At 72.8% G+C, this 24,019-nt stretch carries 22 protein-coding genes; 9 read left to right on the plus strand and 13 right to left on the minus strand.

The window, feature by feature from the left end; genetic code table 11:
* Positions 1-4: 4 nt before the first annotated feature.
* The 11 genes from IE118_RS00495 to IE118_RS00545 form a co-directional block, all read right to left on the minus strand.
* The gene (locus tag IE118_RS00495; RefSeq protein WP_189555180.1) at positions 5-802 is read right to left on the minus strand and encodes a rhamnogalacturonan acetylesterase; all 798 of its coding nucleotides are present in this window, start codon (positions 800-802) and stop codon (positions 5-7) included.
* 127 nt (positions 803-929) lie between these two features.
* The gene (locus tag IE118_RS00500; protein ID WP_189555181.1) at positions 930-2,291 is read right to left on the minus strand and encodes an ABC transporter substrate-binding protein; all 1,362 of its coding nucleotides are present in this window, start codon (positions 2,289-2,291) and stop codon (positions 930-932) included.
* On the minus strand, positions 2,288-3,829 hold the full coding sequence (locus IE118_RS00505) for a glycoside hydrolase family 43 protein (RefSeq protein ID WP_189555182.1): 1,542 nt from the start codon (positions 3,827-3,829) through the stop codon (positions 2,288-2,290). The genes IE118_RS00500 and IE118_RS00505 overlap by 4 nt, the downstream gene beginning before the upstream one ends.
* A complete protein-coding gene (locus IE118_RS00510; protein WP_189555183.1) occupies positions 3,826-4,668 on the minus strand; it encodes a DUF6807 domain-containing protein in 843 nt (280 codons plus the stop codon). The genes IE118_RS00505 and IE118_RS00510 overlap by 4 nt, the downstream gene beginning before the upstream one ends.
* Positions 4,665-5,852: a Gfo/Idh/MocA family protein gene (locus IE118_RS00515; RefSeq protein WP_189555184.1), complete on the minus strand. Its 1,188-nt coding sequence runs from the start codon at positions 5,850-5,852 to the stop codon at positions 4,665-4,667. The genes IE118_RS00510 and IE118_RS00515 overlap by 4 nt, the downstream gene beginning before the upstream one ends.
* Positions 5,849-6,748 carry a carbohydrate ABC transporter permease gene (locus IE118_RS00520; RefSeq protein ID WP_189555185.1) on the minus strand — a complete coding sequence of 300 codons (900 nt, stop codon included), beginning with the start codon at positions 6,746-6,748 and terminating at the stop codon, positions 5,849-5,851. The genes IE118_RS00515 and IE118_RS00520 overlap by 4 nt, the downstream gene beginning before the upstream one ends.
* Positions 6,745-7,677, minus strand: coding sequence for a carbohydrate ABC transporter permease (locus IE118_RS00525; protein WP_189555186.1), 933 nt, complete (start codon positions 7,675-7,677; stop codon positions 6,745-6,747). Before IE118_RS00525 ends, IE118_RS00520 begins: the two co-directional genes overlap by 4 nt.
* Positions 7,678-7,781: 104 nt before the next feature.
* The gene (araD, locus tag IE118_RS00530) at positions 7,782-9,512 is read right to left on the minus strand and encodes an L-arabinonate dehydratase (protein WP_189555187.1); all 1,731 of its coding nucleotides are present in this window, start codon (positions 9,510-9,512) and stop codon (positions 7,782-7,784) included.
* Entirely contained in the window at positions 9,500-10,408 is a 909-nt protein-coding gene (locus IE118_RS00535) for a dihydrodipicolinate synthase family protein (protein WP_189555188.1), read from the minus strand. The genes araD and IE118_RS00535 overlap by 13 nt, the downstream gene beginning before the upstream one ends.
* Positions 10,405-11,085 (minus strand): GntR family transcriptional regulator, encoded by a 681-nt coding sequence (locus IE118_RS00540; RefSeq protein WP_189555189.1) that lies wholly within the window; start codon positions 11,083-11,085, stop codon positions 10,405-10,407. Before IE118_RS00540 ends, IE118_RS00535 begins: the two co-directional genes overlap by 4 nt.
* 670 nt (positions 11,086-11,755) lie before the next feature.
* Entirely contained in the window at positions 11,756-12,349 is a 594-nt protein-coding gene (locus IE118_RS00545) for a TIGR03086 family metal-binding protein (protein WP_189555190.1), read from the minus strand.
* A 152-nt stretch (positions 12,350-12,501) separates the two neighbouring features.
* Here IE118_RS00545 and IE118_RS00550 point away from each other — a divergent pair, with 152 nt between their 5' ends.
* Positions 12,502-13,746 carry an MFS transporter gene (locus IE118_RS00550; protein ID WP_189555191.1) on the plus strand — a complete coding sequence of 415 codons (1,245 nt, stop codon included), beginning with the start codon at positions 12,502-12,504 and terminating at the stop codon, positions 13,744-13,746.
* A gap of 72 nt (positions 13,747-13,818) precedes the next feature.
* On the opposite strand, the gene IE118_RS00555 is transcribed toward IE118_RS00550, so the two are convergent.
* Entirely contained in the window at positions 13,819-14,985 is a 1,167-nt protein-coding gene (locus IE118_RS00555; RefSeq protein ID WP_189555192.1) for a hypothetical protein, read from the minus strand.
* Positions 14,982-15,944, minus strand: a complete 963-nt coding sequence (locus IE118_RS00560; protein WP_189555193.1) for a 5-dehydro-4-deoxyglucarate dehydratase — start codon at positions 15,942-15,944, stop codon at positions 14,982-14,984. The genes IE118_RS00555 and IE118_RS00560 overlap by 4 nt, the downstream gene beginning before the upstream one ends.
* Before the next feature lie 236 nt (positions 15,945-16,180).
* Here IE118_RS00560 and IE118_RS00565 point away from each other — a divergent pair, with 236 nt between their 5' ends.
* The 8 genes from IE118_RS00565 (at position 16,181) to IE118_RS00600 (ending at position 23,978) form a co-directional block, all read left to right on the plus strand.
* On the plus strand, positions 16,181-16,990 hold the full coding sequence (locus IE118_RS00565) for an NAD-dependent epimerase/dehydratase family protein (RefSeq protein WP_189555194.1): 810 nt from the start codon (positions 16,181-16,183) through the stop codon (positions 16,988-16,990).
* 289 nt (positions 16,991-17,279) lie between these two features.
* Positions 17,280-18,050 carry a DeoR/GlpR family DNA-binding transcription regulator gene (locus IE118_RS00570; protein ID WP_189555195.1) on the plus strand — a complete coding sequence of 257 codons (771 nt, stop codon included), beginning with the start codon at positions 17,280-17,282 and terminating at the stop codon, positions 18,048-18,050.
* Between the two features lie 131 nt (positions 18,051-18,181).
* Complete coding sequence (locus IE118_RS00575; RefSeq protein ID WP_189555196.1) at positions 18,182-19,555, plus strand: ABC transporter substrate-binding protein; 1,374 nt, start codon at positions 18,182-18,184, stop codon at positions 19,553-19,555.
* Positions 19,552-20,493 (plus strand): carbohydrate ABC transporter permease, encoded by a 942-nt coding sequence (locus tag IE118_RS00580; RefSeq protein ID WP_189555197.1) that lies wholly within the window; start codon positions 19,552-19,554, stop codon positions 20,491-20,493. The genes IE118_RS00575 and IE118_RS00580 overlap by 4 nt, the downstream gene beginning before the upstream one ends.
* Entirely contained in the window at positions 20,490-21,341 is an 852-nt protein-coding gene (locus IE118_RS00585; RefSeq protein ID WP_189555198.1) for a carbohydrate ABC transporter permease, read from the plus strand. The genes IE118_RS00580 and IE118_RS00585 overlap by 4 nt, the downstream gene beginning before the upstream one ends.
* Positions 21,338-22,327 (plus strand): zinc-dependent alcohol dehydrogenase family protein, encoded by a 990-nt coding sequence (locus tag IE118_RS00590; RefSeq protein ID WP_189555199.1) that lies wholly within the window; start codon positions 21,338-21,340, stop codon positions 22,325-22,327. Before IE118_RS00585 ends, IE118_RS00590 begins: the two co-directional genes overlap by 4 nt.
* 141 nt (positions 22,328-22,468) lie before the next feature.
* On the plus strand, positions 22,469-22,693 hold the full coding sequence (locus IE118_RS00595; RefSeq protein WP_189555200.1) for a hypothetical protein: 225 nt from the start codon (positions 22,469-22,471) through the stop codon (positions 22,691-22,693).
* 85 nt (positions 22,694-22,778) lie between these two features.
* Positions 22,779-23,978 carry a TerD family protein gene (locus IE118_RS00600; RefSeq protein ID WP_189556036.1) on the plus strand — a complete coding sequence of 400 codons (1,200 nt, stop codon included), beginning with the start codon at positions 22,779-22,781 and terminating at the stop codon, positions 23,976-23,978.
* Positions 23,979-24,019: the final 41 nt, after the last annotated feature.

Below are 24,019 nucleotides of genomic sequence, written 5' to 3' on the forward strand. Positions count from 1 at the left end.
GGTGTTACGCGACGGCCCGCGGCCAGGTGATCCACTCCTCGGGGATCTCCGCGTCCAGCCGCCGCACGTCGCGCGGCGCGAGCACCCGGGTGCGCAGCAGTTCCCGGGCGACCAGCCGCGCCACGGCGATCGCGCCCGGCGGGTTGAAGTGCGTGTTGTCCTGCTCGGACGCCGTCCAGTTGAAGTACTTCTTGGTCTCCTCGGCCCCGAGCTCCTGCCACAGCGCCAGTGACAGCGCCTGGACGTCGAGCAGCGCAACCCGCTCCCGGCGCGCCAGCTCCCGCATCGCCGCCGGGTACTCCCCGTGGCTGGGCACGGCCCGTCCGTCCGCGTCGAACCGCCGCCGCTCCACGGCGGTGGCCAGCACGGGCCGGGCACCCCGGGCCCGCGCCCCGTCGACGTACATCCGCAGGTACTCCTGGTACGTCGTCCAGGGCTCGGTGTAGCGGCTGGGGTCGGTGGTCTTCTCGTCGTTGTGCGCGAACTGGACGAGCAGCAGGTCGCCGGGCCGGATCGAGGAGAGGATCGGCTCCAGCCGCCCCTCGTCGACGAAACTCTTCGAACTCCGTCCGTTCACGGCGTGGTTGGCGACATCGAGCCGCCGGTGCAGCAGGAACGGCAGCGCCGTGCCCCACCCGGTCTCGGGTGCGGCGTCGGCGTACTTCTGGGCCGCGGTGGAGTCACCGGCGAGGTGGAGGGTGCGGTGCCGGCGTCCACCGGCGTGGGCGGCGCCGGTCGCGGCGAACGCCAGGGGCAGGGAAGCGACGGCGGCGGAAGCGACCTGTCTGCGGCTGAGCGACATGCCGGTGGCCCTTTCGGCTGGGTGGGGGACGGACCCGCCCGGGCGGCGGGGCGGTACCGCTGCGCGGCCGGCCGGGGGCGGCCCGCGGCCCTGGAACCACGGGCCGTCCCCACGGCGGGGAGGCCGGTCAGCCCATCTGCTCGTCCCACTCGGCCTGCGCCTCGTTCAGCTTCTCCGCCAGCCCGTCCAGGAAGTCCTTCGCGCTCATGTCCCCGAGCAGCACCTTCTGGAAGTTCGGCTCGCTCTCCGCCTTGGACAGCGTGTTCCAGTCCGGCAGGTAGTACGGCAGCTGCACGATGGTCGTCGACCCGTCGGTCAGCGCCTCCGCCGCCAGCTTCGTGGGCTCGGCCTTCGCGATCCAGTCGGACTTCGCCGCGTCCAGGTGCGCCGGCACCTGTCCCGCCGACTCGTTGAACTTCGAGCTGGACTGGGCCGACGTGGCGAACTCGATGAACTTCCAGGCGGCCTCCTTGTTCTTGGAGCTCTTGAACAGGCCGACGCCGTCGACCGGGTTGGAGACCTGGACGCGCTTGCCGTCGGGCCCGACGGGCTGCGGTATGCCCCGGAACTTGTCGGCACCGAGCGCCTTCACGTGGTCCTGGTACGAGCCCAGGTTGTGGTTGAGCATGCCGATCTCGCCGGAGTCCCACTGGGCGACCATCTTGGTGAAGTCGTTGTTGAGGTCGGCGGCGGGGGTGACCTTCTTGAACAGGGCCGCGTACTTCTCCAGCGCCGCGACGTTCTTCGGGTCGTTGACCGTCGTCTTCTTGCCGGTGGAGTCCCAGAACGAGGTGATGCCGGACTGTCCGTACATCGCGTCCAGCGCCTGGGCGATGGAGCCGGCGCCCCCGCGGATGGTGTACCCGAACTTGTTGCCGCCCTTGTCGGTCAGCTTCTCGGCCGCCTCGAAGAACCGGTCCCAGGTGGTCGGCTCCTCCAGGCCCGCCTTCCGGAACAGGTCGGTGCGGTAGTAGAGGACGCCGTTGTTGGCGGAGGTCGGGACGGAGTACAGCTTGTCGTCACCGCCGCCGGCCGCCCGCAGCGACTCGATCATGTCCTTGTTGAGCTTGCCGTTCAGGGGCGACTTCTCCAGCCGGTCGTCCAGCGGGTCGAGCGCGCCCTGCGCGGCGAAGCCCGCGAGCATCGAGGCGCTGATGCCGCCGACGTCCGGCAGGCCGTCGGCCTGGATGGCGGTGTCGACCTTGGACTGGTACTCGGTGGAGGCGATGCCGACGTACTGGACGTCGATGTCCGGGTTGGCCTTCTCGAAGTCGGCGATGATCTGCTTCCAGATGTCGGTGCGGACGCCGCCGTTGTTGTCCCAGAAGACGATCTTGCCCTTGCCGCTGCCCTCGGCGCCGCCGCCGCCCGCGCCGCCGCCGTCGTCACCGCAGGCGGTGGCGGTCAGGGCGAGCGCGGCCCCGAGGGCGACGGCAGCCGACGTGCGGCGGCCTCTGCCGGTGCTGTTTCCGAGAATGCTGATCTTCATTGGTCGGCTCTCTTCTTCTGGATACTGATCCTGAACTGCGTGAACGTGGCGGTGCCGGCGTGTCCCTGGCCGGTGGGCGCCAGGGCGACCAGTCCGAGCAGGGCACCGACCCAGCGCCACGGCGTGGCGGCGAAGACCTGACCGGAGGGGCGCGGACCCTCCCCGGTGTCGTACGAGAAGCGGCAGCGCGCACCGTCGTCGATGTCGATGCGCAGCCGTGCCCGGCCGCTCGGAGCGGGCCGCGGACGGTCGGCGTCCCGTTCCCTCTCGGCCACCGTCTCGGCGAACCGGTGCACCAGGTGCACCGTGCCGTCCGTGTCCCGCTGGAGTCCGATCCAGCGGTAGGCGTCCCCGAGGACCGTGAGCCCCGCGCGGGCGCCGGGTTCCTCGCTGTCGAGCCGTAGTTCCACCTCGACGGTGCACGGGGTGCCGGGCAGCCGCTGGGTGAGGACGTTGGGCAGGGCGCGCAGGTCGTGCGCGTCGGCGGAGCGGACGCAGGTGAGCCGCAGTCCGTCGGCGGAGTGCTGGGTGGCCCAGCCCTCGCCGGGGTTGGCGGTCCACTGCCACTGCCGGCCGTGACGTCCGCCGGGGAAGTCGTCGTCGGTGGCGGGCGCGGCGGGCGGCTGCGGGGGCAGCTCCGGGCGGCGGTGCGCGGCGACGGGGGCGCCGTCGTCGCCGAGCACCGGCCAGCCTGACTCGCCGTCCCAGCGCATCGGCTGGAGGTGCACGACCCGGCCGTACGCGCCCCGCTGCTGGAAGTGCAGGAACCAGTCCTCGCCGGACGGGGTGCGCACCCAGCCGCCCTGGTGGGGGCCGTTGACGTCGGTGTCCTTCTGTTCGAGGACGACCTTCTCCTCGTACGGGCCGAAGAACGCGCGGGAGCGGAAGGCGCCCTGCCAGCCGGTCTCCACTCCCCCGGCGGGGGCGAGGATCCAGAACCAGCCGTCGTGCCGGTAGAGCTTGGGCCCCTCCAGGGTGAACCAGCCGGGGATGCGGTCGCCGTCGACGATCACCCGGCCCTCGTCGAGGAGTCCGGTGCCGTCCGGGTGCATCCGGTGGCCGGTGAGGCGGTTCTTGACGCCGGAGCGGGACTTCGCCCAGGCGTGCACGAGGTAGGCCTCACCCGTCTCGTCGTCCCACAGGGGGCAGGGGTCGATGAGGCCCTTGCCCGCCTTCACCAGCAGCGGTTCGGTCCACGGACCGCGGATCCCGGGGGCGTTGACCTGGAAGATGCCCTGGTCGGGGTCGCCCCAGAAGATCCAGAAGCGGTCGTCGTGGTGGCGCAGGGCGGGCGCCCAGACCCCGCAGTCGTGCCGTGGCCGGGCGAACTCGGCCTCGGGTGCGAGGCGTCGCAGGGCGTGGCCGACGAGGGTCCAGTTGACCAGGTCGCGGGAGTGCAGCAGGGGCAGTCCGGGGACGCGGCCGAAGCTGGAGGCGGTCAGGTAGAAGTCGTCACCGACGCGGATCACGTCGGGGTCGGACCAGTCGGCGTCGAGGACCGGGTTGCGGTAGGTCGTCTCCGTCGGTTCGGCGGTCACGCGGTCACCGCCCTGCGGACCAGGGCCGCGGCCTCGTCCGGGGTGAGCCGGCCGTCGGCGACGACGGTGACGATCCTGCGGACCACGGTCTCACCGGGCGGCAGGGGCAGCCGGGCGTCGTGGGCGAGCGAGGATCCGACACCGGGGTACTCGGCGGTGCGGACGAACCAGGGGTCCTGCCGGGTCGCCTCGGTGACCCCGGCGAAGACCAGGGTCCAGCCGGAGCCGGCGAGGGCGATCCAGTCGGCCGTCCTGCCGTGCACCTCGCTCACGCCCTCGGCCCGGGCGGTGAACACCTCCGGTGCCGTCTCCTCCTTGCGGGCCCGCCAGAAGAAGCCTCCGTAGGCGGCGCCGGGGCGGCCGTTGGTGGCGGGGCTGCCGATGGACAGCGGGTTCGGCGTGGTGTTGGTGAGGGAGAAGGTGAGGTCCAGCGCCCAGGCGGTGTCGGTGAGTGCGGTGGCGGCGACCGTGCGGCGCTCGCGCAGCAGCTCGCCGGGCCCGGCGACCCAGCGCAGTTCCTCCACGAACCCGTCGGGGTCACGGAGCTGGTAGGCGGTGTGCCGCTGGGAGCCGTGGTTGTCCAGCTCGGTGGGCCCCTGGTCGCGGACGTAGGTGCGGCCGCCCCAGAAGTTGAACCCCTCGACGTCGGGAACGGCGACACCGACGCCGAGGTGGTGTGCGTGGTCGGCCGGGCCGAGCTCGGTGACGGCCGTGCCGGCCAGGGTGGTGACGGGGTGCAGGTAGGGCCGCGGGGAGAGCCGGGCGGGCAGTTCGGGCCGGGTGACGTACCGGCCGACGGGCCGGCCCGCGACGCGCAGCACCAGGTCGTCGCCGTTCATCGGGTGCTCACCTCTTTCGGCAGGTGGTGGGCGGGCAGCGCCCAGGGGGCGCCCAGCTCGGAGTAGAGGGACAGGGTGTCGGCGGCCGCCGCGACCAGGCTGTCGATGCCCGGCACGACCCGGCGTTCCTCACCGGGGACGCGGTGCCAGGCGCCGTCGGGCAGCGGGGCCGGGTCGGGGGCCTCGCGGATCGCCTCGACGACCTGCATGAAGGCGCCCGTCCGGTCCGGGGTGACCAGCAGGGGCGTGCCGTCGGTGAGGTGGGCGGCGAGGTTCTCCAGCAGGTCGGTGCGGCCGTACCGGGTCTCCTCGGGGCCGCGGCCGGCGCGCTGGAGCAGCACGCGGTCCTGCTTGTACCAGAAGGTGATCCGGCCGCTGGTGCCGTGCACCATGACGTACGGCTCGTCGGCCCGCTCCGCGCACAGCGTCGCGGCGACGGTGACCGAACCGCCCCGCGCGGTGGTGACGCGTACGCAGGAGGTGTCGTCGGACTCGATGTCGTTGGCCCGCAGCAGCTCGGTCTCGATGCCGGCGACGTCCTCGGCGCGGGTGCTCCCGGCGAGCGCGAGGGCGGTGGCGACGGCGTGGGCGAGGGGGTTGGTGAGGGCCCCGTCGACCACGTCGACGCCGTCCAGCCGGCGCCGGCCCGCCCAGGGGGCCCGGCGGAAGTACGCCTCGGGCCGTACCCAGGCGCCGGCCCCGCCGATGCCCACCACCCGGCCGACGGCGCCCTCGGCGACCAGTTCGCGGATCGCGGGCACGGCGTGCGAACCCAGCGACTGGAAGCCGATCTGGCAGGCGACACCGGCCGCGGCGACCCCGTCGGCCATCCGCCGGAACTCCGCGTACGAGGGGGCAGGCGGCTTCTCCAGCAGGAGGTGCACGCCCCGGGCGGCGGCCGTGAGGGCGAGGTCGGTGTGCGTGGGGATCGGGGTGCAGATCACCGCGGCACGGGCGCCGGTGGAGTCGAGCAGCGCGCCGAAGTCGGCGGACTGCTGCGGCAGTTCCCCGCCGAACTCGTCCTCGGTGAGCGGGGTGAGCTCACAGATGCCGGCGAGCGTGACGACGCCCTTCTCCTGGAGCCGGCGGATGTTCTCGACGTGCCAGCGGCCGTGGCCGCGGGCGCCGGCGAGGACGACGGGGAGGGGCGGGCCGGAGGCCGGCCCCCGGCCGGTCGCGGTCATCCCTTCACCGCCCCCGCGCTGAACCCGGTGATCAGCCACTTCTGGATGAAGGCGAACACGATCACCACGGGGACGGCCGCGATGATGCCGCCCGCGGCGAGTGCGCCGAGGTCGACGCTGTCCGCGCTCATCAGGGTGTTGAGGCCGACCGGGATGGTCTGCTTCTCCTGGTTGTTGAGGAACATCAGGGCGAACAGGAAGTGGTTCCAGGAGTGGACGAAGGCGAAGGAGCCGACGGCGATGAGACCGGGCCGCAGCAGGGGCAGGACGACCACCCGGAAGGCCCTGAAGCGGTTGCAGCCGTCGACCCAGGCGGCCTCCTCCAGGGAGTACGGCACGTTCTTGATGAAGTTGCTGATCAGGATCATCGACAGCGGCAGCTGGAAGACCGTCTCCGCGATGATGACGCTGACCAGGGAATTGATCAGCTGCAGGCCGGCGAAGATCTCGAACAGCGGGACCAGGAGCAGCGCGCCGGGCACGAACTGGGAGCAGAGCAGGGCCAGCATGAACGCCCGCTTGACCTTGAAGTCGAACCGGGCGAGCGCGTAGCCGCCGGCCAGCGCGACCAGGGTCGTCATCAGCAGGGTGACGACGCCGACCAGCACGCTGTTGTAGAAGAAGGTGCCGAAACCGCGGTCGGTCCAGACCTTCTCGAAGTGCACGGTGGTCATCGGCCAGGGCACCAGCGAGGTGGAGCCGGCCGGGCGGAGCGCGAAGAGCAGGATCCAGTAGAAGGGGATGAGGGTGAAGACGAGGTAGATGCCCAGGGGCAGGTAGATCTGCCAGCGGGGTGCCTCGTCCCAGGCCCGGCGCCTCTTCCTCGCCGGACGCGGCGGTTCGGGGGCGGCCGGCAGGGGCGCGGGGGCGGCCACGGTGGCCTCCTTGGTGATCACTTCTCGCCTCCGAACTTGCTCAGCCGCAGGTAGACCATCGAGCAGAAGAGCAGGATCACGAACGCCACCGTCGTCAGGGCCGACGCGTAGCCGAAGTCATGGGCGTCGACGGACGTGTTGGCGATGTAGAGCGGCAGGGTGGTGGTCTCGCCCGCCGGTCCGCCGCCGGTCAGCGTGTAGAGCAGGTCGACGTTGTTGAACTCCCACACCGCGCGCAGCAGCGTGGACAGGATGATGGCGTCCTTCAGGTGGGGCAGGGTGATGTGGATGAACTGCTTGAAGCGGCTGGCCCCGTCGACCTCGGCGGCCTCGTACAGGTCCTTGGAGACGGACTGGAGGTCGGCGAGGATGAGGATCGCGAAGAAGGGGACACCGCGCCACAGGTCGGCGACGACCACCGCGGGGAAGACGGTGGAGGTGTCGGACAGCCAGCTCACGCCGTAGTCGCCGATTCCCATGTCCGCGAGGTAACGGGTGATGCCGGTCTGGGAGTTGTAGAGCAGTACCCAGATCGCGGAGGTCAGCACGCCGGAGACGGCCCACGGTGAGAAGACCAGGGCGCGGCCGAGGGCCCGCCCGGCGAAGGTCTGGTTGACGATCAGGGCGAGGGCGAGGCCGAACAGCAGTTGCAGGCCGACCTCGACGAACACCCACTTGGTGCTGAAGACGAGGGTGTCCCAGAACAGCGGGTCCTCGGTGAAGATGCGGGTGAAGTTCTCGAAGCCCGCGAAGCCGTTCCGCCAGGGCTTGGTGGGGTTGTAGTCCTGCAGGCTGTAGTAGAAGACGCTGAGGACCGGGTAGGCGATGAACCCCAGCATGAGCAGGGCGGCCGGCGCGATCAGCAGGTAGGGGAGCCTGCGGGGCGTGGCGGAGGCACGGCGCCGCCGGGGTGGCGTGGGCGGTTTCGCCACGGCTGCGGCTTGGGCCATGACTGTTCTCCGTTTCTCGGGACGTGCTGTGCGGTGCGTGAGCCGATGAGCTGGGAGGAAGCGCTTTCTTCGTAGGTGTGCGGGGGCCGTGCGGGCGCGGCGGGTCAGCCCGCGTAGGGGTCCTGGACGGTGCCCGGCCGGGCGAGGAACTCGAAGTCGCAGCCGGTGTCGGCCTGGGTGATCTGCTCGTCGTACAGGGCGCCGTAGCCGCGCTCGTGGCGGGCGGGCGGCGGCGTCCACTGCGCCCTGCGGCGCTGGAGCTCGTCGTCGTCGACCTCGAGCCGGAGCACGCGGTTGTCGACGTCGAGGGTGATCGAGTCACCGGTGCGCACCAGGGCCAGCGGCCCGCCGACGTGCGACTCGGGGGCGATGTGCAGCACGCACGCGCCGTAACTCGTCCCGCTCATGCGGGCGTCGGAGATCCGCACCATGTCCCGGACGCCCTGCTTGAGCAGGTGGTCGGGGAGCGGCAGCATCCCGTACTCGGGCATGCCCGGGCCGCCTCTGGGGCCGGAGCCCCGCAGCACCAGCACGCTGTCCGCGGTGATGTCCAGGGAGGGGTCGTTGATGGTCCGCTGCATCTGCCGGTAGTCGTCGAAGACGACGGCCCGGCCGGTGTGCCGGAGCAGGTGCGGTTCGGCGGCGATGTGCTTGATGACGGCGCCGTCCGGGCAGAGGTTGCCGCGCAGGACGGCGACTCCGCCCTCGGGGGCGACCGGGTTGTCGCGGGTGCGGATGACGTCGTCGTCGTGCACCTGCGCGCCGGCGATCTGCTCGCGCAGGGTGTCGTGGCAGACGGTGGGCCGGTCCAGGTGGAGCAGGTCGGGGATGCGGGAGAGGAAGCCGGGCAGGCCGCCCGCGAAGTGGAAGTCCTCCATCAGGTACTTCTCGCCGCCGGGGCGGACGTTGGCGAGGACCGGGACGGTGCGGGCGACGCGGTCGAAGTCGTCCAGGGTGAGCTTCACCCCGGCGCGTCCGGCCATGGCGATCAGATGGATCACGGCGTTGGTGGACCCGCCGAGTCCGAGGACGGTGGTGACCGCGTCCTCGAAGGCGTCGGCGGTGAGGATGTCGCTCAGCTTCCGGTCCTTGTGGACCAGGTCGACCACGGTCATGCCGGCCCTGGCGGCCATCCGGTCGTGTCCGGAGTCGACGGCCGGGATGCTGGAGGCGCCCGGCACGGTGACGCCGAGTGCCTCGGCGGCGGCGGTCAGGGTGGAGGCCGTGCCCATCGTCATGCAGTGGCCGGGCGAGCGGGCCAGGCCGCTCTCCAGTTCCTGCATCTCGCAGTCGCCGATGACACCGGCCCGCTTGTCGTCCCAGTACTTCCACATGTCGGTGCCGGAACCGAGCGTCTCCCCGCGCCAGTGCCCGGGCAGCATGGGTCCGGCCGGCACGAACACGGTGGGCAGGTCGGCGCTGGCGGCGCCCATCAGCAGCGCCGGGGTGGACTTGTCGCAGCCGCCCATCAGCACGGCCCCGTCGACCGGGTAGGACCGCAGCAGTTCCTCGGTCTCCAGGGAGAGGAGGTTGCGGTAGAGCATGGGGGTCGGCTTCTGGAAGGTCTCGCTGAGGGTGGAGACCGGGAATTCGAGAGGGAAGCCGCCGGCCTGCCACACGCCCCGCTTGACGGCCTGCGCCCGGTCGCGCAGGTGGACGTGGCAGGGGTTGATGTCGGACCAGGTGTTGAGGATCGCGATGACGGGCTTGCCCAGGTGCTCCTCGGGCAGGTAGCCGAGCTGACGGGTGCGGGCGCGGTGGCTGAAGGAGCGCAGTCCGTCGGTGCCGTACCACTGGTGGCTGCGGAGCTGTTCGGGGGACTTCATATGGACCATCCGGCGGCGATGGAGGCGACTTCGGCGCGCTCGTTCTCGGGCAGCGGCTTGCTCGGCGGGCGGACCTCCCGGCGGCACAGGCCGAGGGAGGCGAGGGCCTCCTTGACGACGGTGACGTTGTTGGCGGAGCCGTTGGCGGCGCGCAGCTCCTCGAAGCGCCGGATTTGCTCCCACACCTTCATCGCGGTCGGGTAGTCGCCGGAACGCAGCGCCTCGATCATGTTCAGCGAGACGGACGGGGCGACGTTGACCAGGCCGGAGGTGAAGCCGGTGGCGCCGGCCGAGAAGTAGGAGGGGGCGTACGGCTCGGCGAGCCCCGCCACCCACACGAACCGTTCCAGTCCCGCGTCCCGGGCGAACGCGGCGAACCGCGCGGCGTCCGGCACGGCGTACTTCACACCGATGACGTTGGGGCAGGTGTCGGCGAGTTCGGCGAGGCGGGCGCCGGTGAGCTGGGCGTTGCGGATGTAGGGGACGACGCCCAGACCGGGCACCGCCTCGGCGATGGCACGGTGGTAGTCGACCCAGCCGCTCTGGGAGACGTAGGGGTGGACGGGCTGGTGCACCATCACCATCTGCGCGCCGAGGTCCCGCGCGTGCCGCGCGGAGTCGATGGCGGTGGGCACGTCGTGGCCGACTCCCACCAGGACCGCCGAGCGGCCGCCGGCCTCCTCGATGGTCAGCTCGGTGACCAGGCGGCGCTCGTCGGGGGTGAGGGCGTAGAACTCTCCGGTGTTGCCGTTGGGGGTGAGGGTGGTGATGCCACCGTCGAGGAGACGACGCAGCAGGGCCCGGTAGGTGCCTGGGTCGACGGAGCCGTCCTCGGCGAACGGGGTCACCGGGATCGCCACCACGTCGGCCAGGGCCGCCCGCTGGGTCTCGAACGTCGTTGTCATGCCTGACCGTCCTCTTTCTGGGCTTCCGGGGCCGCCTCGAACTCCGCTTCGGGGAAGGCCCGTCGCACGAACGACGCGATGTGCGAGTGCAGGGCGCGTGCCGCGCCGTCCGCGTCCCCGCCGAGCGCGAGACGCAGGATCTCCCGGTGCTCGCTGGCCTCCCGCTCCCAGGAGGGGTCGGCGGCCCAGGCGACGGCGGAGACCAGAGCGGCCTGGTCACGGACCTCGTCGAGCATCCGGCCGAGCAGCGGGTTGCCGCACGGCACGTAGAGGGCGCGGTGGAACTCGCGGTTGGCCAGGGAGCGTTCCGCGGTGTCCGTGGCCTCGTCGGCCCGGGTCAGCGCGGCACGTGCGGCGTCGAGGGAGGCCCCGCGGCGCACCGCGCGCTTCAGCGCCTCGGGTTCGAGGAGCAGTCGCACGTCGTAGACCTCGCGCGCCATGTCCGCGTCGACCATGCGCACCGTGACGCCCTTGTACTGGCTCATCACGACCAGACCCGTGCCGGCCAGGGTCTTGAGCGCCTCGCGCACCGGGGTCTTGGACACCCCGAACTGTGCGGCGAGGTCGGTCTCGACCAGGGCCTGGCCCGGCGTGAACAGGCCGGTGAGGATGCGGCGTTTGATCTCCTCCAGCACGAACTGCGTGCGTGAGGGGATCGGCGTGGGCACAGAGGTCATGCGCGCCTCTCGGATCTCGCGGGATCAGATCTCGCGTATCGCGTCTCATATATGACGTACGAAGTACGACGCGGATGACCGTAGGAGCGGGCCGAGAGTTTCGTCAATGCTTCTGACAAAGGAACTTGTCGTTGCCTCACGCGGTGCCGGCGCGGCCCTCCCGGGCGGGGGACACGGCCCCGCCGGCGGAGTCACGGCCCGGCGGCAGCGGTCCCGGGCGCGAGGTGGACGTGTTCGCTGTCGCGACGGGAACCGGTGCCGGGCGCGCGGAGGAAGAGGGCTCGGGCGGTGACGGCGCGGGCCCGGGCGGTGACGGGCGCGGGTGGTGACGGCGCGGGCCCGGCGCGGGCGCGGGTGGTGACGGCGCGGGCCCGGCGCGGGCTCGGGCGGTGACGGCGCGGGCCCGGGTGCGGGCTGGGGCGGTGACGGCGCGGGCCCGGGTGCGGGCGGCTCGGGGGCCACCCGCACCGGGCCGGGCAGGGGATCGCTCAGGCGCCGGCGCGGAGCCCCGGGCTCGACCTCCGCGGACGGGCCCGGACGGTGCCGGTCCGTACGGGCACTCGTGTGCCGCCGCAATGCGGTGAACGCCCCGGATCCCCGCACCGGGGTCGTGCGGCGGAGGCCCGGACGGCTCCGGGCCTCCTCGTGGCCCGTGTCCACGGGCGCCTCGTCACGCGGGCCGGGTCCAGCCCGGGTCCCGGCCGCTGAGGCCGACCGCCCGGTCCAGGAGCGGGGCGCCGGACGGGACGGGGACGACGGGGCCGAAGATGCCGTCGCCCCGCTCGCCCTCCTGGGCGGCGACCAGGAGGAAGGCGTGCGCGGCCTCCAGCGCGGCCGGATCGGGGGTGTACGGCTGTCCGGTGGCGCGGGCCAGGTCCCAGCCGTGGACGACCAGTTCGTCGGCGGCGATCGCACCGGTGACCCCGCCCGGCAGGTCCACTCCCCCCGCGCGGGTCATGCCGGTCCAGGCGGCGGGGTCGCGCCACGCCCCGGCGAGCTCGTCGAGCACCTTGGGCAAATCCTCCCGCCAGCCGGGACCGAGGTCCGGCAGGGCGGCGTCCGGGCTGGTGTCGGTGGTGACGCCGAGGTCCTTGCGACCGGCGTCGCGGAAGGCGACGGCCAGGCCGAGGAGGTGGCCCAGCAGGTGGCGCACGGCGTAGCGCGGACACGGTGTCGGGTCCGCCAGCTGCGCGTCGGTGACGGCCTCGGCGAGACGCGCCACGACGAGGGTCTGCGGTCCGAGGTCGAGCGTGGTGTCGGTCATGGCCTGCTCCCGGGAGACGGTGGTGTGCCACAGGGATGACCGGCCCCGGTGGCGGAACTCATCGGCCGCCGCGCGCGCTCTTCGTCCCGCGCCCCGCGTCTAGGGCATCTGCCCGATGCCGTCGCCCCGCCCCGGCACCACCATGGACAGGCATGACGACGACGGCATGGACGGCGGTCCGCGTGGTGCGGGACCGCAACGCGGGCCTGTACCTCACCGCGGTGGTGATCTCCGGCTTCGGCACCTCCGCGCTGTGGCTGGCCTCCGGGGTGTGGGTCAAGGACCTCACCGGGTCGGACGGGCTCGCCGCCCTGTGCCTGCTGGCGATGTGGGCGCCGACCCTGGCCGGTCCGCTGCTGGGGACGCTCGCGGACCGGACGCGCCGCAGGCCGCTGCTGATCGGTACGAGCCTGCTCGTGGCGGGGCTGCTGCTCACCCTGGGCGGTGTCGACGCGCCGGACCGGCTGTGGCTGCTGTACGCGGTGCTGTTCGTGTACGGGGCGGCGGGCGTCGTCCACGACGCGGCGGAGTCGGCGCTGATCGCCACCGCGGTGGACCGCTCCCTGCTCGGTGACTTCAACGGGCTGCGGACGACCGCGAACGAGGGCATGAAGCTGCTGGCCCCGCTCGCGGGCGCGGCCCTGTACACGGCGTACGGCGGGGCGGCCGTCGCCTGTCTGGACGCGGCCACCTTCCTGCTGGCCGCGGTGGTGTACGCCCTGCTGCGGGTGCGGGAGGACAGGCCGCGGCCCCCGGCCGGCGGCCGGCGCGAGCGGACCGTCCGGGCCGTCGAGGGCGCCCGTCACCTGCGGGCGCACCCCCTGCTGCGCCCGCTCGTCCTGGCGGGCGGCGCGACGATGCTGTGCGCGGGCGTGAGCGGGGCGCTGGTCTACGCCGTGGTGGAGGACCTGGGCCGCTCCCCCGCGTACGCCGGTGTGCTGTACGCCGTGCAGGGAGCGGGTTCGGTGACGGTCGGCCTGCTCTCCGGGCCGGCGCTGCGCCGTTTCGGGACCCGGCGCTTCGCCGCCTGGGGCATCGCCCTGCTGTCCGTCGCGGTGGCGCTGCGCGCGGTGCCGGACGTCGCCCTGGCGTGGGTGTGCAGCGCGGCGATCGGGGTGGGGCTGCCCGCCGTGCTGATCGCCACGCTGACCGCCGTGCAGCGGGAGACCCCGGCGCCGCTGCTGGGCCGGGTCACCGCCACGGCCGACACCGTGGTCCTCTCCCCCAACGTCCTCGGTCTCGCGGCGGGAGCGGCGCTGGTCGAACTCCTCGATCACCGGCTGCTGCTGGCTGCGGCCGGGGCCGCGCTCGCGGTGACGGCGGCGCTGCTGCTCCGGCGCCCGGCCCGCCCCGGGCCCACCGCCACCGCAGGTCCGTCCGGCCCCGCCACCCCCTGACACGTCCCCCACAGCCGCCGCGCCCCGGCACCTCCCCGGCAACGCGCCGGTCCGGAGGCCGGCCCGCCCCGGTCAGAGCGCGGCGAGCCCCGCGCGCACCGCTTCCAGATCGGCGTCCGACGCCAGCCCCGCGTGGTACAGCCGGAGTTCCGTGGCGCCCAGCCGGCGGGCCTCGGTCGCGTCCGCCGCGAGGGTGGCGGGGCTGCCGCCCATGCCGGAGACGACCGTGAGGTTGGCGGCGAGGACGGCGCCCTCACGGCCCTCCCGGGCGAACGGCGTGAGCGGAGCGGCGCCCGAGGTGCAGGGCACGACCACCCCGTCGGCGACGGAGAGGATGTGCGCCGGGTCGACGCCGGCGTTGGCACCGCAGTGGTAGGACACCGGATCGGCGTGCAGGAGGACCTGGAAGCCCTCGGGGGCCGCCTGCCGTACGGCGGCGACCGCCGCCTCCTGGAGCGTGCGGGCCACCTCCTCGCGCCACGCGCGCGTGGCGTCCGCCGTCGCCTCGCCGAGAAGCTTGCCGACGCCCGCCCAGCCCCCGTCGGAGGGCGCCCCCCGCCACACCGGTTCCAGCGCGGTGCGCACGGAGGCGGCGAGCGCGTCGGCGTCCAGGCCCCGGTCCCCGTAGCCGTCGCGGCAGACCGGGCAGAAGCACAGGGACATCAGGTACTGCCCGGCGTCCCCGAGGCCGACGCCGGCGGTCTTGTCGTGGGCGTGCAGATGGGCCAGCCCGTACCAGCCGAGGGACTCCAGTTCGGTGCCGCGCGCCCCGGGGCGCACCGCCGCCTCCGCGGCCAGGCCGGTCAGGTAGGCGCGGGTGGCGGGCCGGGCGATGCAGGGCGCCCAGGGGTAGCGGTCGCCGTAGGCGTTGACCACGGAGGTGTCCGGATGGTCCGCGCCGAGGCGGGAGTTGTGGGCGAGCACCACCCAGGTGTGCACCTCCAGGCCGGCGTCCGCGAGCGCGGCGCCGGCCTCGCCGAAGGCGTCGCCGGGCGCCCAGTCGCCGGCCGCGTAGGGGCGCAGGGCCCGGCCGGCCCAGCGGTCCTCCCCCATCGGGTAGAGCACGGCCGCGTGCTCGGCGGTGACGATCCGGTGACGCGGGTGACGGGGCGTCAGCGCGCGGGTGGAGTGGTAGGCGGAGGCCAGCGTCACCTGTGCCGTGCCGAGCGCGGCGATCCGCGCGGGTGCCTCCGGATCCCCGATGACGTCCCAGGGGTAGACGAACGCCGACGCCTTCACATGTCCTCCTCGAGCAGCGCGAGTCCCCGCTCGATCAGGTGAGCGAGCTGCTTGACATGATCCCCCGCGGGTTCCTGCAGGGGCGGCCGCACCTCCCCCACCTCCAGGCCGCGCATCCGCACCCCGGCCTTGACGAGGGAGACGGCGTACCCGGGGCCCTGGTCCCGCAGTTCGGCGAACGGCCGGTAGAAGCCGTCGATCAGCCGGTCGAGGGTGGCGCCGTCGCCGGTGCGGAGGGCGGTGTGGCAGGCGAGGGCGATCTCGGGCACGAAGCAGAACACCGCGGAGGAGTACAGGGTGACGCCGAGGGCCCGGTAGGCGGACTGGGTGAGTTCGGCGGTGGGCAGCCCGTTGAAGTAGAGGAAGTCTTCCCCGGCCGCCGCGCGGACGGCGCTGACCGTGCGCTGCATCAGGTCGAGGTCGCCGTGGCCGTCCTTGAGGCCGATGATCCCGTCGGTGCGGGCCAGTCCGACGACCGTCTCCGGCTTGAAGAGGGCGTTGTCGCGCTGGTAGACGATCACGGGGAGGGAAGTGGCCGCGGCGATCTCCCGGTAGTGCCGCAGCAGCCCTTCCTGTCCGGCCCTGACCAGGTACGGGGGCATGGCGAGCAGCCCGTCCGCGCCGGCGTCCTCGGCGAGCCGCGCGCTGCGGACCGCGAGCGCCGTGCCGTAACCGGCCGCCGCGACCACCGGCACGCGGCCCCCGGTGACCTCGACGGCGGCCCGGACGCAGCTCGCGAACTCCTCCGGTGTCAGCGCGTGGAACTCGCCGGTGCCGCAGCAGGCGAAGACCGCGGCGGCCCCGGCCTCCACCCCGCGCCGCACATGGAGCCGGTAGGCGTCGAGATTGACGGCGCCGTCCGGTCCGTAGGCGGTGACCGGGAAGAACAGGGGCCCGCTGGGGACTTCGAGTCGGGCGGCGAGAGGGGCGGCTGACGTCACATGCTCTCCCAGGTCCATATGCGTGACTAGCGTCCATATCTCTGAACGACTGCCACGCTAAGGCGCCCCGGGACCGCCGGTCAAGCGCCGCGCCGCGCCGCACACCAGCCGATTCCCGCATTCCGCGGAAGGCCGAACGATCACCGGGGGACACTTGACGAGCCGCGCCCGACCTCCTTAGCGTGTCCACGCATATGAATGGCGTGCGTCCACGTGCACGCGCGACCCGGCCGGCGCCGCAAGGAGACCCGAGGATGCCCGCTCCCCGCACCGTTCTGCTCACCGGCGCCGCCGGCGGCCTCGGCACCCTGATGCGGGAGCTGCTCCCCGAGTACGGCTACACACTGCGCCTGCTCGACCTGCGCCCCGTGGACGGCGCACCCGACGCGATCGTCGCGGACCTCGCCGACAAGGACGCCGTGCGCGAGGCGGTGCGCGGCGTCGACGCGATCGTCCACCTCGCGGGCATCTCGCTCGAAGCCTCCTTCGACAAGATCCTCCGGGCCAACATCGAGGGCACCCACCACCTGTACGAGGCGGCCCGCGAGGAGGGCGTGCGGCGCATCGTCTTCGCCTCCTCCAACCACGCCGTCGGCTACACCCCGCGCCCGCGGGGCGACGACCCCCTCATCCCCGTCGACGTCCCGCACCGCCCGGACACCTTCTACGGCCTGTCCAAGTGCTTCGGCGAGGACCTCGCCCAGCTCTACTGGGACAAGCACGGCCTGGAGACCGTCTCCGTGCGCATCGGCTCCTGCTTCCCCGAGCCGACCAGCGTGCGCATGCTCTCGGTGTGGATGAGCCCCGCCGACGGCGCCCGCCTCTTCCACGCCGCCCTGACCGCCGAGAACGTCGGCCACACCGTCGTCCACGGCTCCTCCGCCAACACCCGCCTGTGGTGGGACCTCACCTCCGCGCGGGCGCTCGGCTACGAACCGCGCGATGACTCCGAGCCGTACGCCGAGAAGCTGATCGCCGAACAGGGCGAGCTGGACCCGGACGACCCCGCCCACGCCCGCCTGGGCGGCCACTTCGTCACCGACCCGCCCGTCTGGCCGCACTGACGACGGCACCCCACGCGCCACGACGGCGCGAAACGATCGGCGACGGCGGCGGGCGGGCACCGAACGGGCCCGCCCGCCGCGGCATACGGGCATCCGCACTGCCCGCTCCCACCCCTCCCCGGGCACCCTCCCAGGTCCGCGCCGGGCACCGCCCCCGCCGAACGGGCACAAGCGGGCAGGAACGGACTCGCAACAGACCTGGTCAGCGGCGGGCACCCGCTGTAGAACTTCCTGCATGGGCCGCACCGGGCCCGAACGGGCAGCGAAATCAGGAAGCAGGGGTGCGGCCATGAGCAACAGGACGGCCGAAGAGCGCCAGCGGGAGATCGTGCGGGTGGCGCGTACCACCGGCTCGGTCGACGTGACCGCCCTCGCCGCCGACCTGGGTGTGGCCAGGGAGACCGTACGCCGCGACCTGCGCGCACTGGAGGACCACGGGCTGGTACGCCGCACCCACGGCGGCGCCTACCCCGTGGAGAGCGCCGGCTTCGAGACGACACTCGCCTTCCGCGCCACCAGCCACGTCCCCGAGAAACGCAGGGTCGCGGCCGCCGCGGCGGGCCTCCTCGGGGACGCCGAGACCGTCTTCGTCGACGAGGGCTTCACCCCGCAGCTCATCGCCGAGGCCCTGCCCGCCGACCGGCCGCTCACCGTGGTCACCGCCTCCCTGCCGGTCGCGGGCGCCCTCGCGGAGACCGGCACCGTGTCCGTCCTGCTGCTCGGCGGACGGGTCCGCTCCGGCACCCTCGCCACGGTCGACCACTGGACCACGAAGATGCTCGCCGGCTTCGTCATCGACCTGGCGTTCATCGGCGCCAACGGGATCTCCCGCGAACACGGACTGACCACGCCCGACCCGGCCGTCAGCGAGGTCAAGGCGCAGGCCGTCCGGGCCGCCCGCCGGGTGGTGTTCGCCGGTGTCCACACCAAGTTCGGCGCGGTCAGCTTCTGCCGGTTCGCCGAGATCGGCGCGCTGGAGGCGATCGTCACCAGCACCCTGCTGCCGGCCGCCGAGGCCCACCGCTACTCCCTGCTCGGACCCCAGGTCATCCGGGTCTGAGGCGGACCGGACCGCCGAAGCGACACACCCCGTCCACGCCCCCTCGGGGCGGAGCCGTGCCCGGCGACGCCCACCCCGCGCCCCACCCGTCCTGAAACATCCCGTACGCCGCTTTCGTCGAGGAGTGATCCATGCACACCCAGAGCCGCTGGAGGCCACCGCGAGCCGCACTCGCCGCGGCCGCCGCAGGGACGCTGCTCGCCCCGCTGCTCTCCGGCTGCTGGGTCGGAGCGGGCGGGGCCGGTTCCGGCGGCGACTCCGTCAACGTCCTGATGGTCAACAACCCGCAGATGGTCGAACTGCAGAAGCTCACCGCGGAGCACTTCACCGAGAAGACCGGCATCAAGGTCAACTTCACCGTGCTCCCGGAGAACGACGTCCGCGACAAGATCAGCCAGGACTTCGCCAACCAGGCAGGCCAGTACGACGTGGCCACCCTGTCCAACTACGAGATCCCCATCTACGCCCGCAACGGCTGGCTGAAGGAGATGGACTCCTACGTGGCCGACGACCCCGGCTACGACCAGCCGGACGTCCTCGAACCGATGCGCCGGTCCCTCACCGGCGACGACGGGAAGCTCTACGGCCAGCCCTTCTACGGCGAGTCGTCCTTCCTGATGTACCGCAAGGACGTCTTCGAGCGGGAGGGCCTCACCATGCCCGCCCGGCCCACCTGGCGGCAGGTGGCCGACCTCGCCGCCGAACTCGACGGCGCCGAACCGGGCATGAAGGGCATCTGCCTGCGCGGCCTCCCCGGCTGGGGCGAGGTCATGGCCCCGCTGACCACCGTGGTCAACACCTTCGGCGGCACCTGGTTCGACGAGGACTGGAACGCCGGACTCGACTCCCCCGAGTGGCAGCAGGCGACGAAGTTCTACGTCGACCTGGTCCGTGAGCACGGCGAGTCCGGCGCCCCCCAGGCCGGGTTCGCCGAATGCCTCAACAACATGACCCAGGGCAAGGTCGCCATGTGGTACGACGCCACCTCCGCCGCCGGCTCCCTCGAAGCCGACGGTTCCCCCGTCAGGGGCAAGGTGGGCTACGCCCCCGCCCCCGTGGAGAAGACCGAGTCCTCCGGCTGGCTCTACACCTGGGCCTGGGGCATCCAGGGCGCCTCCCGCAACCCCGACAACGCCTGGAAGTTCGTCTCCTGGGCCTCCAGCAAGGAGTACGAGCAGCTGGTCGGCGACGAGATCGGCTGGTCCAACGTCCCGGCCGGCAAGCGCGCCTCCACCTACGCCAACCCCGACTACCGCGCGGAGGCCGCCGCCTTCCAGGAGATGACCAAGGAGGCCATCGAACGGGCCCGGCCCGACGACCCGGGGGTGCAGCCCCGCCCCGCGCCCGGCATCCAGTTCGTCGGCATCCCCGAGTTCACCGATCTCGGCACACGGGTCTCCCAGGAGATCAGCGCGGCCATCGCCGGACGGCAGTCCGTCGAGTCGGCCCTGAGGAAGTCCCAGCAGCTCGCAGAAGAGATCTCCGAGGAGTACGAGGGACGATGACCGCCACGACCACCGCCCCCGCGGCCGCGCCGGGGACACACCCGGCCCCCCGCCGGTCCTCCGACCGGCTGCGCGCCTGGGCCGCCCGCGGCCCCCTGCTGCCCGCCCTGATCTTCATGATCGTGGTCACCCAGCTGCCCTTCGTGGCGACCCTGGTGATCTCCTTCCTCGACTGGAACTCCCTCTACCCCGACGCCCGCGGCTTCGCCGGCTTCGCGAACTACCAGGAGGTCCTCACCGACGCGGACCTGCGCCGGTCCGTCTGGACGACGGTCCTGCTGACCGTCGGGGTGGTCCTGGCCAGCCTGGTCCTCGGACTGCTCCTCGCCCTGCTGCTGGACCGCAGGTTCCGCGGCCGGGGCATCGTCCGCACCCTGCTCATCGCCCCGTTCCTGGTGGTCCCGGTGGCGGCGGCCCTGCTGTGGAAGCACGTCCTCTACAACCCCGAGTACGGGCTCCTCAACGGTCTGCTGCACTACGTCGGCGGCCCCCAGCCCGACTGGATCTCCAACACGCCGCTGCTGGCCGTCCAGACCGCGCTGGTGTGGCAGTGGACCCCGTTCATGATGCTGATCCTGCTCGCCGGACTGCAGAGCCGGGACCAGCAGCAGCTCGAGGCCGCCCGCGTCGACGGGGCGAGCGACTGGCAGATCTTCGTCCACATCACCCTGCCCCACCTGCGCCGCTACCTCGAACTGGGCGCCCTGCTCGGCTCGATCTACATCGTGCAGAACTTCGACGCCGTCTTCACCCTCACCTCCGGCGGCCTCGGCACCGCCAACCTTCCCTACACCGTCTACCAGACCTTCTACCAGGCCCATGAGAACGGCCTCGCCTCGGCCGCCGGCGTCCTGGTCGTCATCGGCTCCATCGTCATCGCGACCTTCGCCCTGCGCGTGGTGTCGTCCCTGTTCCGCGAGGAGGTGTCCCGCGCATGAGCAGCAACGCCGTACGCACCCGCGGCCGGTTCCGCGGCGGAGCGGGCCTGGGCCTGGTCGCCTGGCTGGCCGGCATCGTGTTCTTCCTGCCCATCGCCTGGATGGCCCTGACGTCCTTCCACTCCGAGACGGACGCGGCGACCAACCCGCCGTCCTTCGCCGCCGCGCTCACCCTGGACGGCTACCGCGAGTTCTTCGGCGCGGACGGCGGCGCGAGCCCGTGGCCCGCCCTGATCAACTCCGCGGTGGCGTCCGTCGCCTCCACCCTCCTCGTCCTGCTGCTGGCCCTGCCCGCGGCCTACGCCCTGTCCATCCGCCCGGTGAAGCGGTGGACCGACGTGCTGTTCTTCTTCCTCTCCACCAAGATGCTGCCCGTCGTGGCCGGCCTGCTGCCGATCTACCTGTTCGCGAAGAACGCCGGGCTGCTCGACAACATCTGGCTGCTGGTCCTGCTCTACACCTCCATGAACCTGCCGATCGCGGTGTGGATGATGCAGTCCTTCCTCGCCGAGGTCCCGGTGGCGGTCATCGAGGCCGCCCAGATCGACGGCGCCCGGCTGCCGACGGTGCTGGCCCGCGTGGTCGCCCCGATCGCCCTGCCCGGCATCGCGGCGACGGCGCTGATCTGCTTCATCTTCAGCTGGAACGAACTGCTGTTCGCCCGGGTGCTGACGGGCGTGGTCGCCGAGACCGCCCCCGTCTTCCTGACCGGTTTCATCACCAGCCAGGGCCTCTTCCTGGCCAAGGTGTGCGCCGCGTCGCTCGTCATCTCCCTGCCGGTGCTCGCCGCGGGGTTCGCCGCCCAGGACAAACTCGTCCAGGGCCTGTCGTTGGGAGCCGTGAAATGAAGGCCGCCGTCATCGAGTCCGTGGGCAAGGCCGTCGTCACCGAGGTCCCGGACCCGACGCCGGGGCCCCGCGACGTCGTCGTCGAGGTCGCGGCCTGTGGACTGTGCGGCACGGATCTGCACATCCTCCAGGGCGAGTTCGCCCCCAGGCTCCCGATCGTGCCGGGCCACGAGTTCGCCGGCGAGGTGGTCGCCGTCGGCACACGGGTCACCGAGGTGGCGTCCGGCGACCGGGTGGCGGTGGACCCGTCCCTCTACTGCCACGAGTGCCGCTACTGCCGCACCGGCCACAGCAACCTCTGCGAACGCTGGGCGGCGATCGGCGTCACCACGGGGGGCGGCGCGGCCCGGTACGCCCTCGCCCCGGTGGCGAACTGCGTGAAGCTGCCCGAGCACGTCCGCACGCAGGACGCCGCGCTGATCGAGCCGCTGTCCTGCGCGGTGCGCGGCTACGACGTGCTCCGGGCGCGGCTCGGCGCACACGTCCTGATCTACGGCTCCGGAACCATGGGCCTGATGATGCTGGAGCTGGCGAAGCGGACCGGCGCGGCGAGCGTCGACGTGGTCGACCTCAACGCGGCGCGGCTGGAGACGGCCCGGCAGCTCGGTGTGTCCGGGTCGGCGGCGACACCGGACGAGCTGGACCGGCCGCAGGGCTGGGACCTCGTGATCGACGCGACGGGGAACGCGGCGGCGATCCAGGACGGTCTGGACCGGGTGGCGAAGGCCGGCACGTTCCTGCAGTTCGGTGTCGCCGACTACGCGACGCGGGTGCGGATCGATCCGTACCGGATCTACAACCAGGAGATCACGATCACCGGGTCGATGGCCGTGCTGCACAGCTACGAGCGCGCGGCGGAGCTGTTCGCGGGCGGCGTCCTGGACCCGGACGTCTTCATCAGCGACCGCCTCCCGCTGGAGCGCTACCCGGAGGCCCTCGACCAGTTCGCGGCGGGCGTGGGCCGGAAGATCGTGGTGGTGCCCTGACCCGTCCGCCACGCCGGCGGGCGACCCCGCCGGGCAGCCCCGGGCGGGACACGCAGCCGGGACCGGCAGCGGGAGCCGAGGCGGGGCGGCCGGTGGAAAACCCCTGGGCCGCCCCGCCCCCGGCCCCGTACGATCCCCGGCATGCCCCGACCGCACGGCTTCGCCTACGAGGCTCACTCCGGCCGCACCGTCCGCATCACCCACCACACCCGCCTCGCGACCACCCTCCACGGTGACCGGGCCGACCGTTTCCTCGGGGAGGTCACCACCGCCCCGGACCCCCAGCTGGTCATGGCCCGCTGGACGGGCGACTACAAGCGCGGCAACGAGCGAGCGGCCCGGAACCACCCCCGCAACCGCCGCTGAGCCCGGGCCGGGGACCGGCTGCGCCATACGGCCCACGGTAAGGGAACGGTAAAACGCCTTCGCTCGTTCACCCGGCATGACAGCTATGACCCCCGGCTCGAACATCCCCCTCCCCACCGCCCGCGTGACGGTGGACGTCTCCGCGCCCGTGCGGCTCGACGTTTCGGGCCTGCTGCTCACCGCCGACGGCAAGGTGCGCTCCGACGACGACTTCATCTTCTACAACCAGCCCGCCGGCCCCGGCGTGACCTACCGTTCCGGCGGCGGCACCGCCCCCGACGCCATCACCGTGGACACCACCGCCGTGCCCCCCGGCATCGAGAAGATCGTCGTGACCGCGAGCCCCGACGCCGCGGGCCAGACCTTCCAGGGCGTCGAGCCGACGGCCACCCTCCGCGACGCGGACGGCGGCGCCGTCCTGGCGACGTTCACACCGCCCGGCCTCGGCTCGGAGACGGCACTGGTGGTCGTCGAGATCTACCTGCGCAACGGCGCGTGGAAGGCCCGCGCCGTCGGCCAGGGCTACGCCAACGGCCTGGCCGGCATCGCCACCGACTTCGGCGTCACGGTCGAGGAACCGGCCGCCCCGGCCGCCCCGGCCCAGCCGGCCGCCGCCCCGCAGGCACCCCCCGTGCCGGCCGCCGCACCCGCGGCCCCCGCCGCCCCCGCCGCTCCCCCGGCTCCGCCCGCCCCCGCTCCCGGCTCCGGGAAGATCAACCTCGACAAGGGCCGGGTCAGCCTCCAGAAGAACCAGACCGTCTCCCTGATGAAGGGCGGCCGCCCGCTGCTCTCCCAGGTCACGATGGGGCTGGGCTGGGAGCCCGCCTACCGCGGCAAGGACATCGACCTGGACGCCTCGGTCATCGCCTACGGCCCGCAGCGCAACCACATCGACAGCTGCTACTTCGGCAAGCTCCAGATCGTGGGCGGCGCGATCCGCCACTCCGGCGACAACCTCACCGGCGAGGGCGGCGGGGACGACGAGACCATCACCGTCGACCTCGGCCGGCTCCCCATGGAGGTCAGCGGCCTGGTCTTCACGGTGAACTCCTTCTCCGGGCAGAAGTTCACCGAGGTCGCCAAGGCGTACTGCCGTCTGCTGGACACCACGACCGGCGAGGAACTGGTCCGCTTCGACCTCACGAGCGCCGAGCCGCAGACGGGCGTGATGATGGCGAAGCTGATCCGCCAGTACTCGGGCGAGTGGGAGATGACCGCGATGGGGGACTTCGTGAAGTCCCGCACGGTCCGCGGCATGGTCAAGCCGGCCGCGCAGGCCCTGTAGTCACGCCTTCGGAGCGCCGGGTGCCCCGTCGGACGGGGGCA

Origin of the sequence: Streptomyces pilosus (genome assembly GCF_014649835.1) — a bacterium.
Classification (GTDB): Bacteria; Actinomycetota; Actinomycetes; order Streptomycetales; family Streptomycetaceae; genus Streptomyces; species Streptomyces pilosus.

Excerpts from the sequence above, each read along its gene's own strand:
- IE118_RS00570 (WP_189555195.1), top strand. The coding sequence starts at position 17,280 with ATGAGCAACAGGACGGCCGAAGAGCGCCAGCGGGAGATCGTGCGGGTG.
- IE118_RS00495 (WP_189555180.1), bottom strand. The coding sequence starts at position 802 with ATGTCGCTCAGCCGCAGACAGGTCGCTTCCGCCGCCGTCGCTTCCCTG.
- IE118_RS00565 (WP_189555194.1), top strand. The coding sequence starts at position 16,181 with ATGCCCGCTCCCCGCACCGTTCTGCTCACCGGCGCCGCCGGCGGCCTC.
- IE118_RS00575 (WP_189555196.1), top strand. The coding sequence starts at position 18,182 with ATGCACACCCAGAGCCGCTGGAGGCCACCGCGAGCCGCACTCGCCGCG.
- IE118_RS00545 (WP_189555190.1), bottom strand. The coding sequence starts at position 12,349 with ATGACCGACACCACGCTCGACCTCGGACCGCAGACCCTCGTCGTGGCG.
- IE118_RS00540 (WP_189555189.1), bottom strand. The coding sequence starts at position 11,085 with ATGACCTCTGTGCCCACGCCGATCCCCTCACGCACGCAGTTCGTGCTG.
- IE118_RS00560 (WP_189555193.1), bottom strand. The coding sequence starts at position 15,944 with ATGGACCTGGGAGAGCATGTGACGTCAGCCGCCCCTCTCGCCGCCCGA.
- IE118_RS00590 (WP_189555199.1), top strand. The coding sequence starts at position 21,338 with ATGAAGGCCGCCGTCATCGAGTCCGTGGGCAAGGCCGTCGTCACCGAG.
- IE118_RS00535 (WP_189555188.1), bottom strand. The coding sequence starts at position 10,408 with ATGACAACGACGTTCGAGACCCAGCGGGCGGCCCTGGCCGACGTGGTG.
- IE118_RS00600 (WP_189556036.1), top strand. The coding sequence starts at position 22,779 with ATGACCCCCGGCTCGAACATCCCCCTCCCCACCGCCCGCGTGACGGTG.
- IE118_RS00550 (WP_189555191.1), top strand. The coding sequence starts at position 12,502 with ATGACGACGACGGCATGGACGGCGGTCCGCGTGGTGCGGGACCGCAAC.
- IE118_RS00510 (WP_189555183.1), bottom strand. The coding sequence starts at position 4,668 with ATGAACGGCGACGACCTGGTGCTGCGCGTCGCGGGCCGGCCCGTCGGC.
- IE118_RS00580 (WP_189555197.1), top strand. The coding sequence starts at position 19,552 with ATGACCGCCACGACCACCGCCCCCGCGGCCGCGCCGGGGACACACCCG.
- IE118_RS00515 (WP_189555184.1), bottom strand. The coding sequence starts at position 5,852 with ATGACCGCGACCGGCCGGGGGCCGGCCTCCGGCCCGCCCCTCCCCGTC.
- araD (WP_189555187.1), bottom strand. The coding sequence starts at position 9,512 with ATGGTCCATATGAAGTCCCCCGAACAGCTCCGCAGCCACCAGTGGTAC.
- IE118_RS00525 (WP_189555186.1), bottom strand. The coding sequence starts at position 7,677 with ATGGCCCAAGCCGCAGCCGTGGCGAAACCGCCCACGCCACCCCGGCGG.
- IE118_RS00585 (WP_189555198.1), top strand. The coding sequence starts at position 20,490 with ATGAGCAGCAACGCCGTACGCACCCGCGGCCGGTTCCGCGGCGGAGCG.
- IE118_RS00500 (WP_189555181.1), bottom strand. The coding sequence starts at position 2,291 with ATGAAGATCAGCATTCTCGGAAACAGCACCGGCAGAGGCCGCCGCACG.
- IE118_RS00595 (WP_189555200.1), top strand. The coding sequence starts at position 22,469 with ATGCCCCGACCGCACGGCTTCGCCTACGAGGCTCACTCCGGCCGCACC.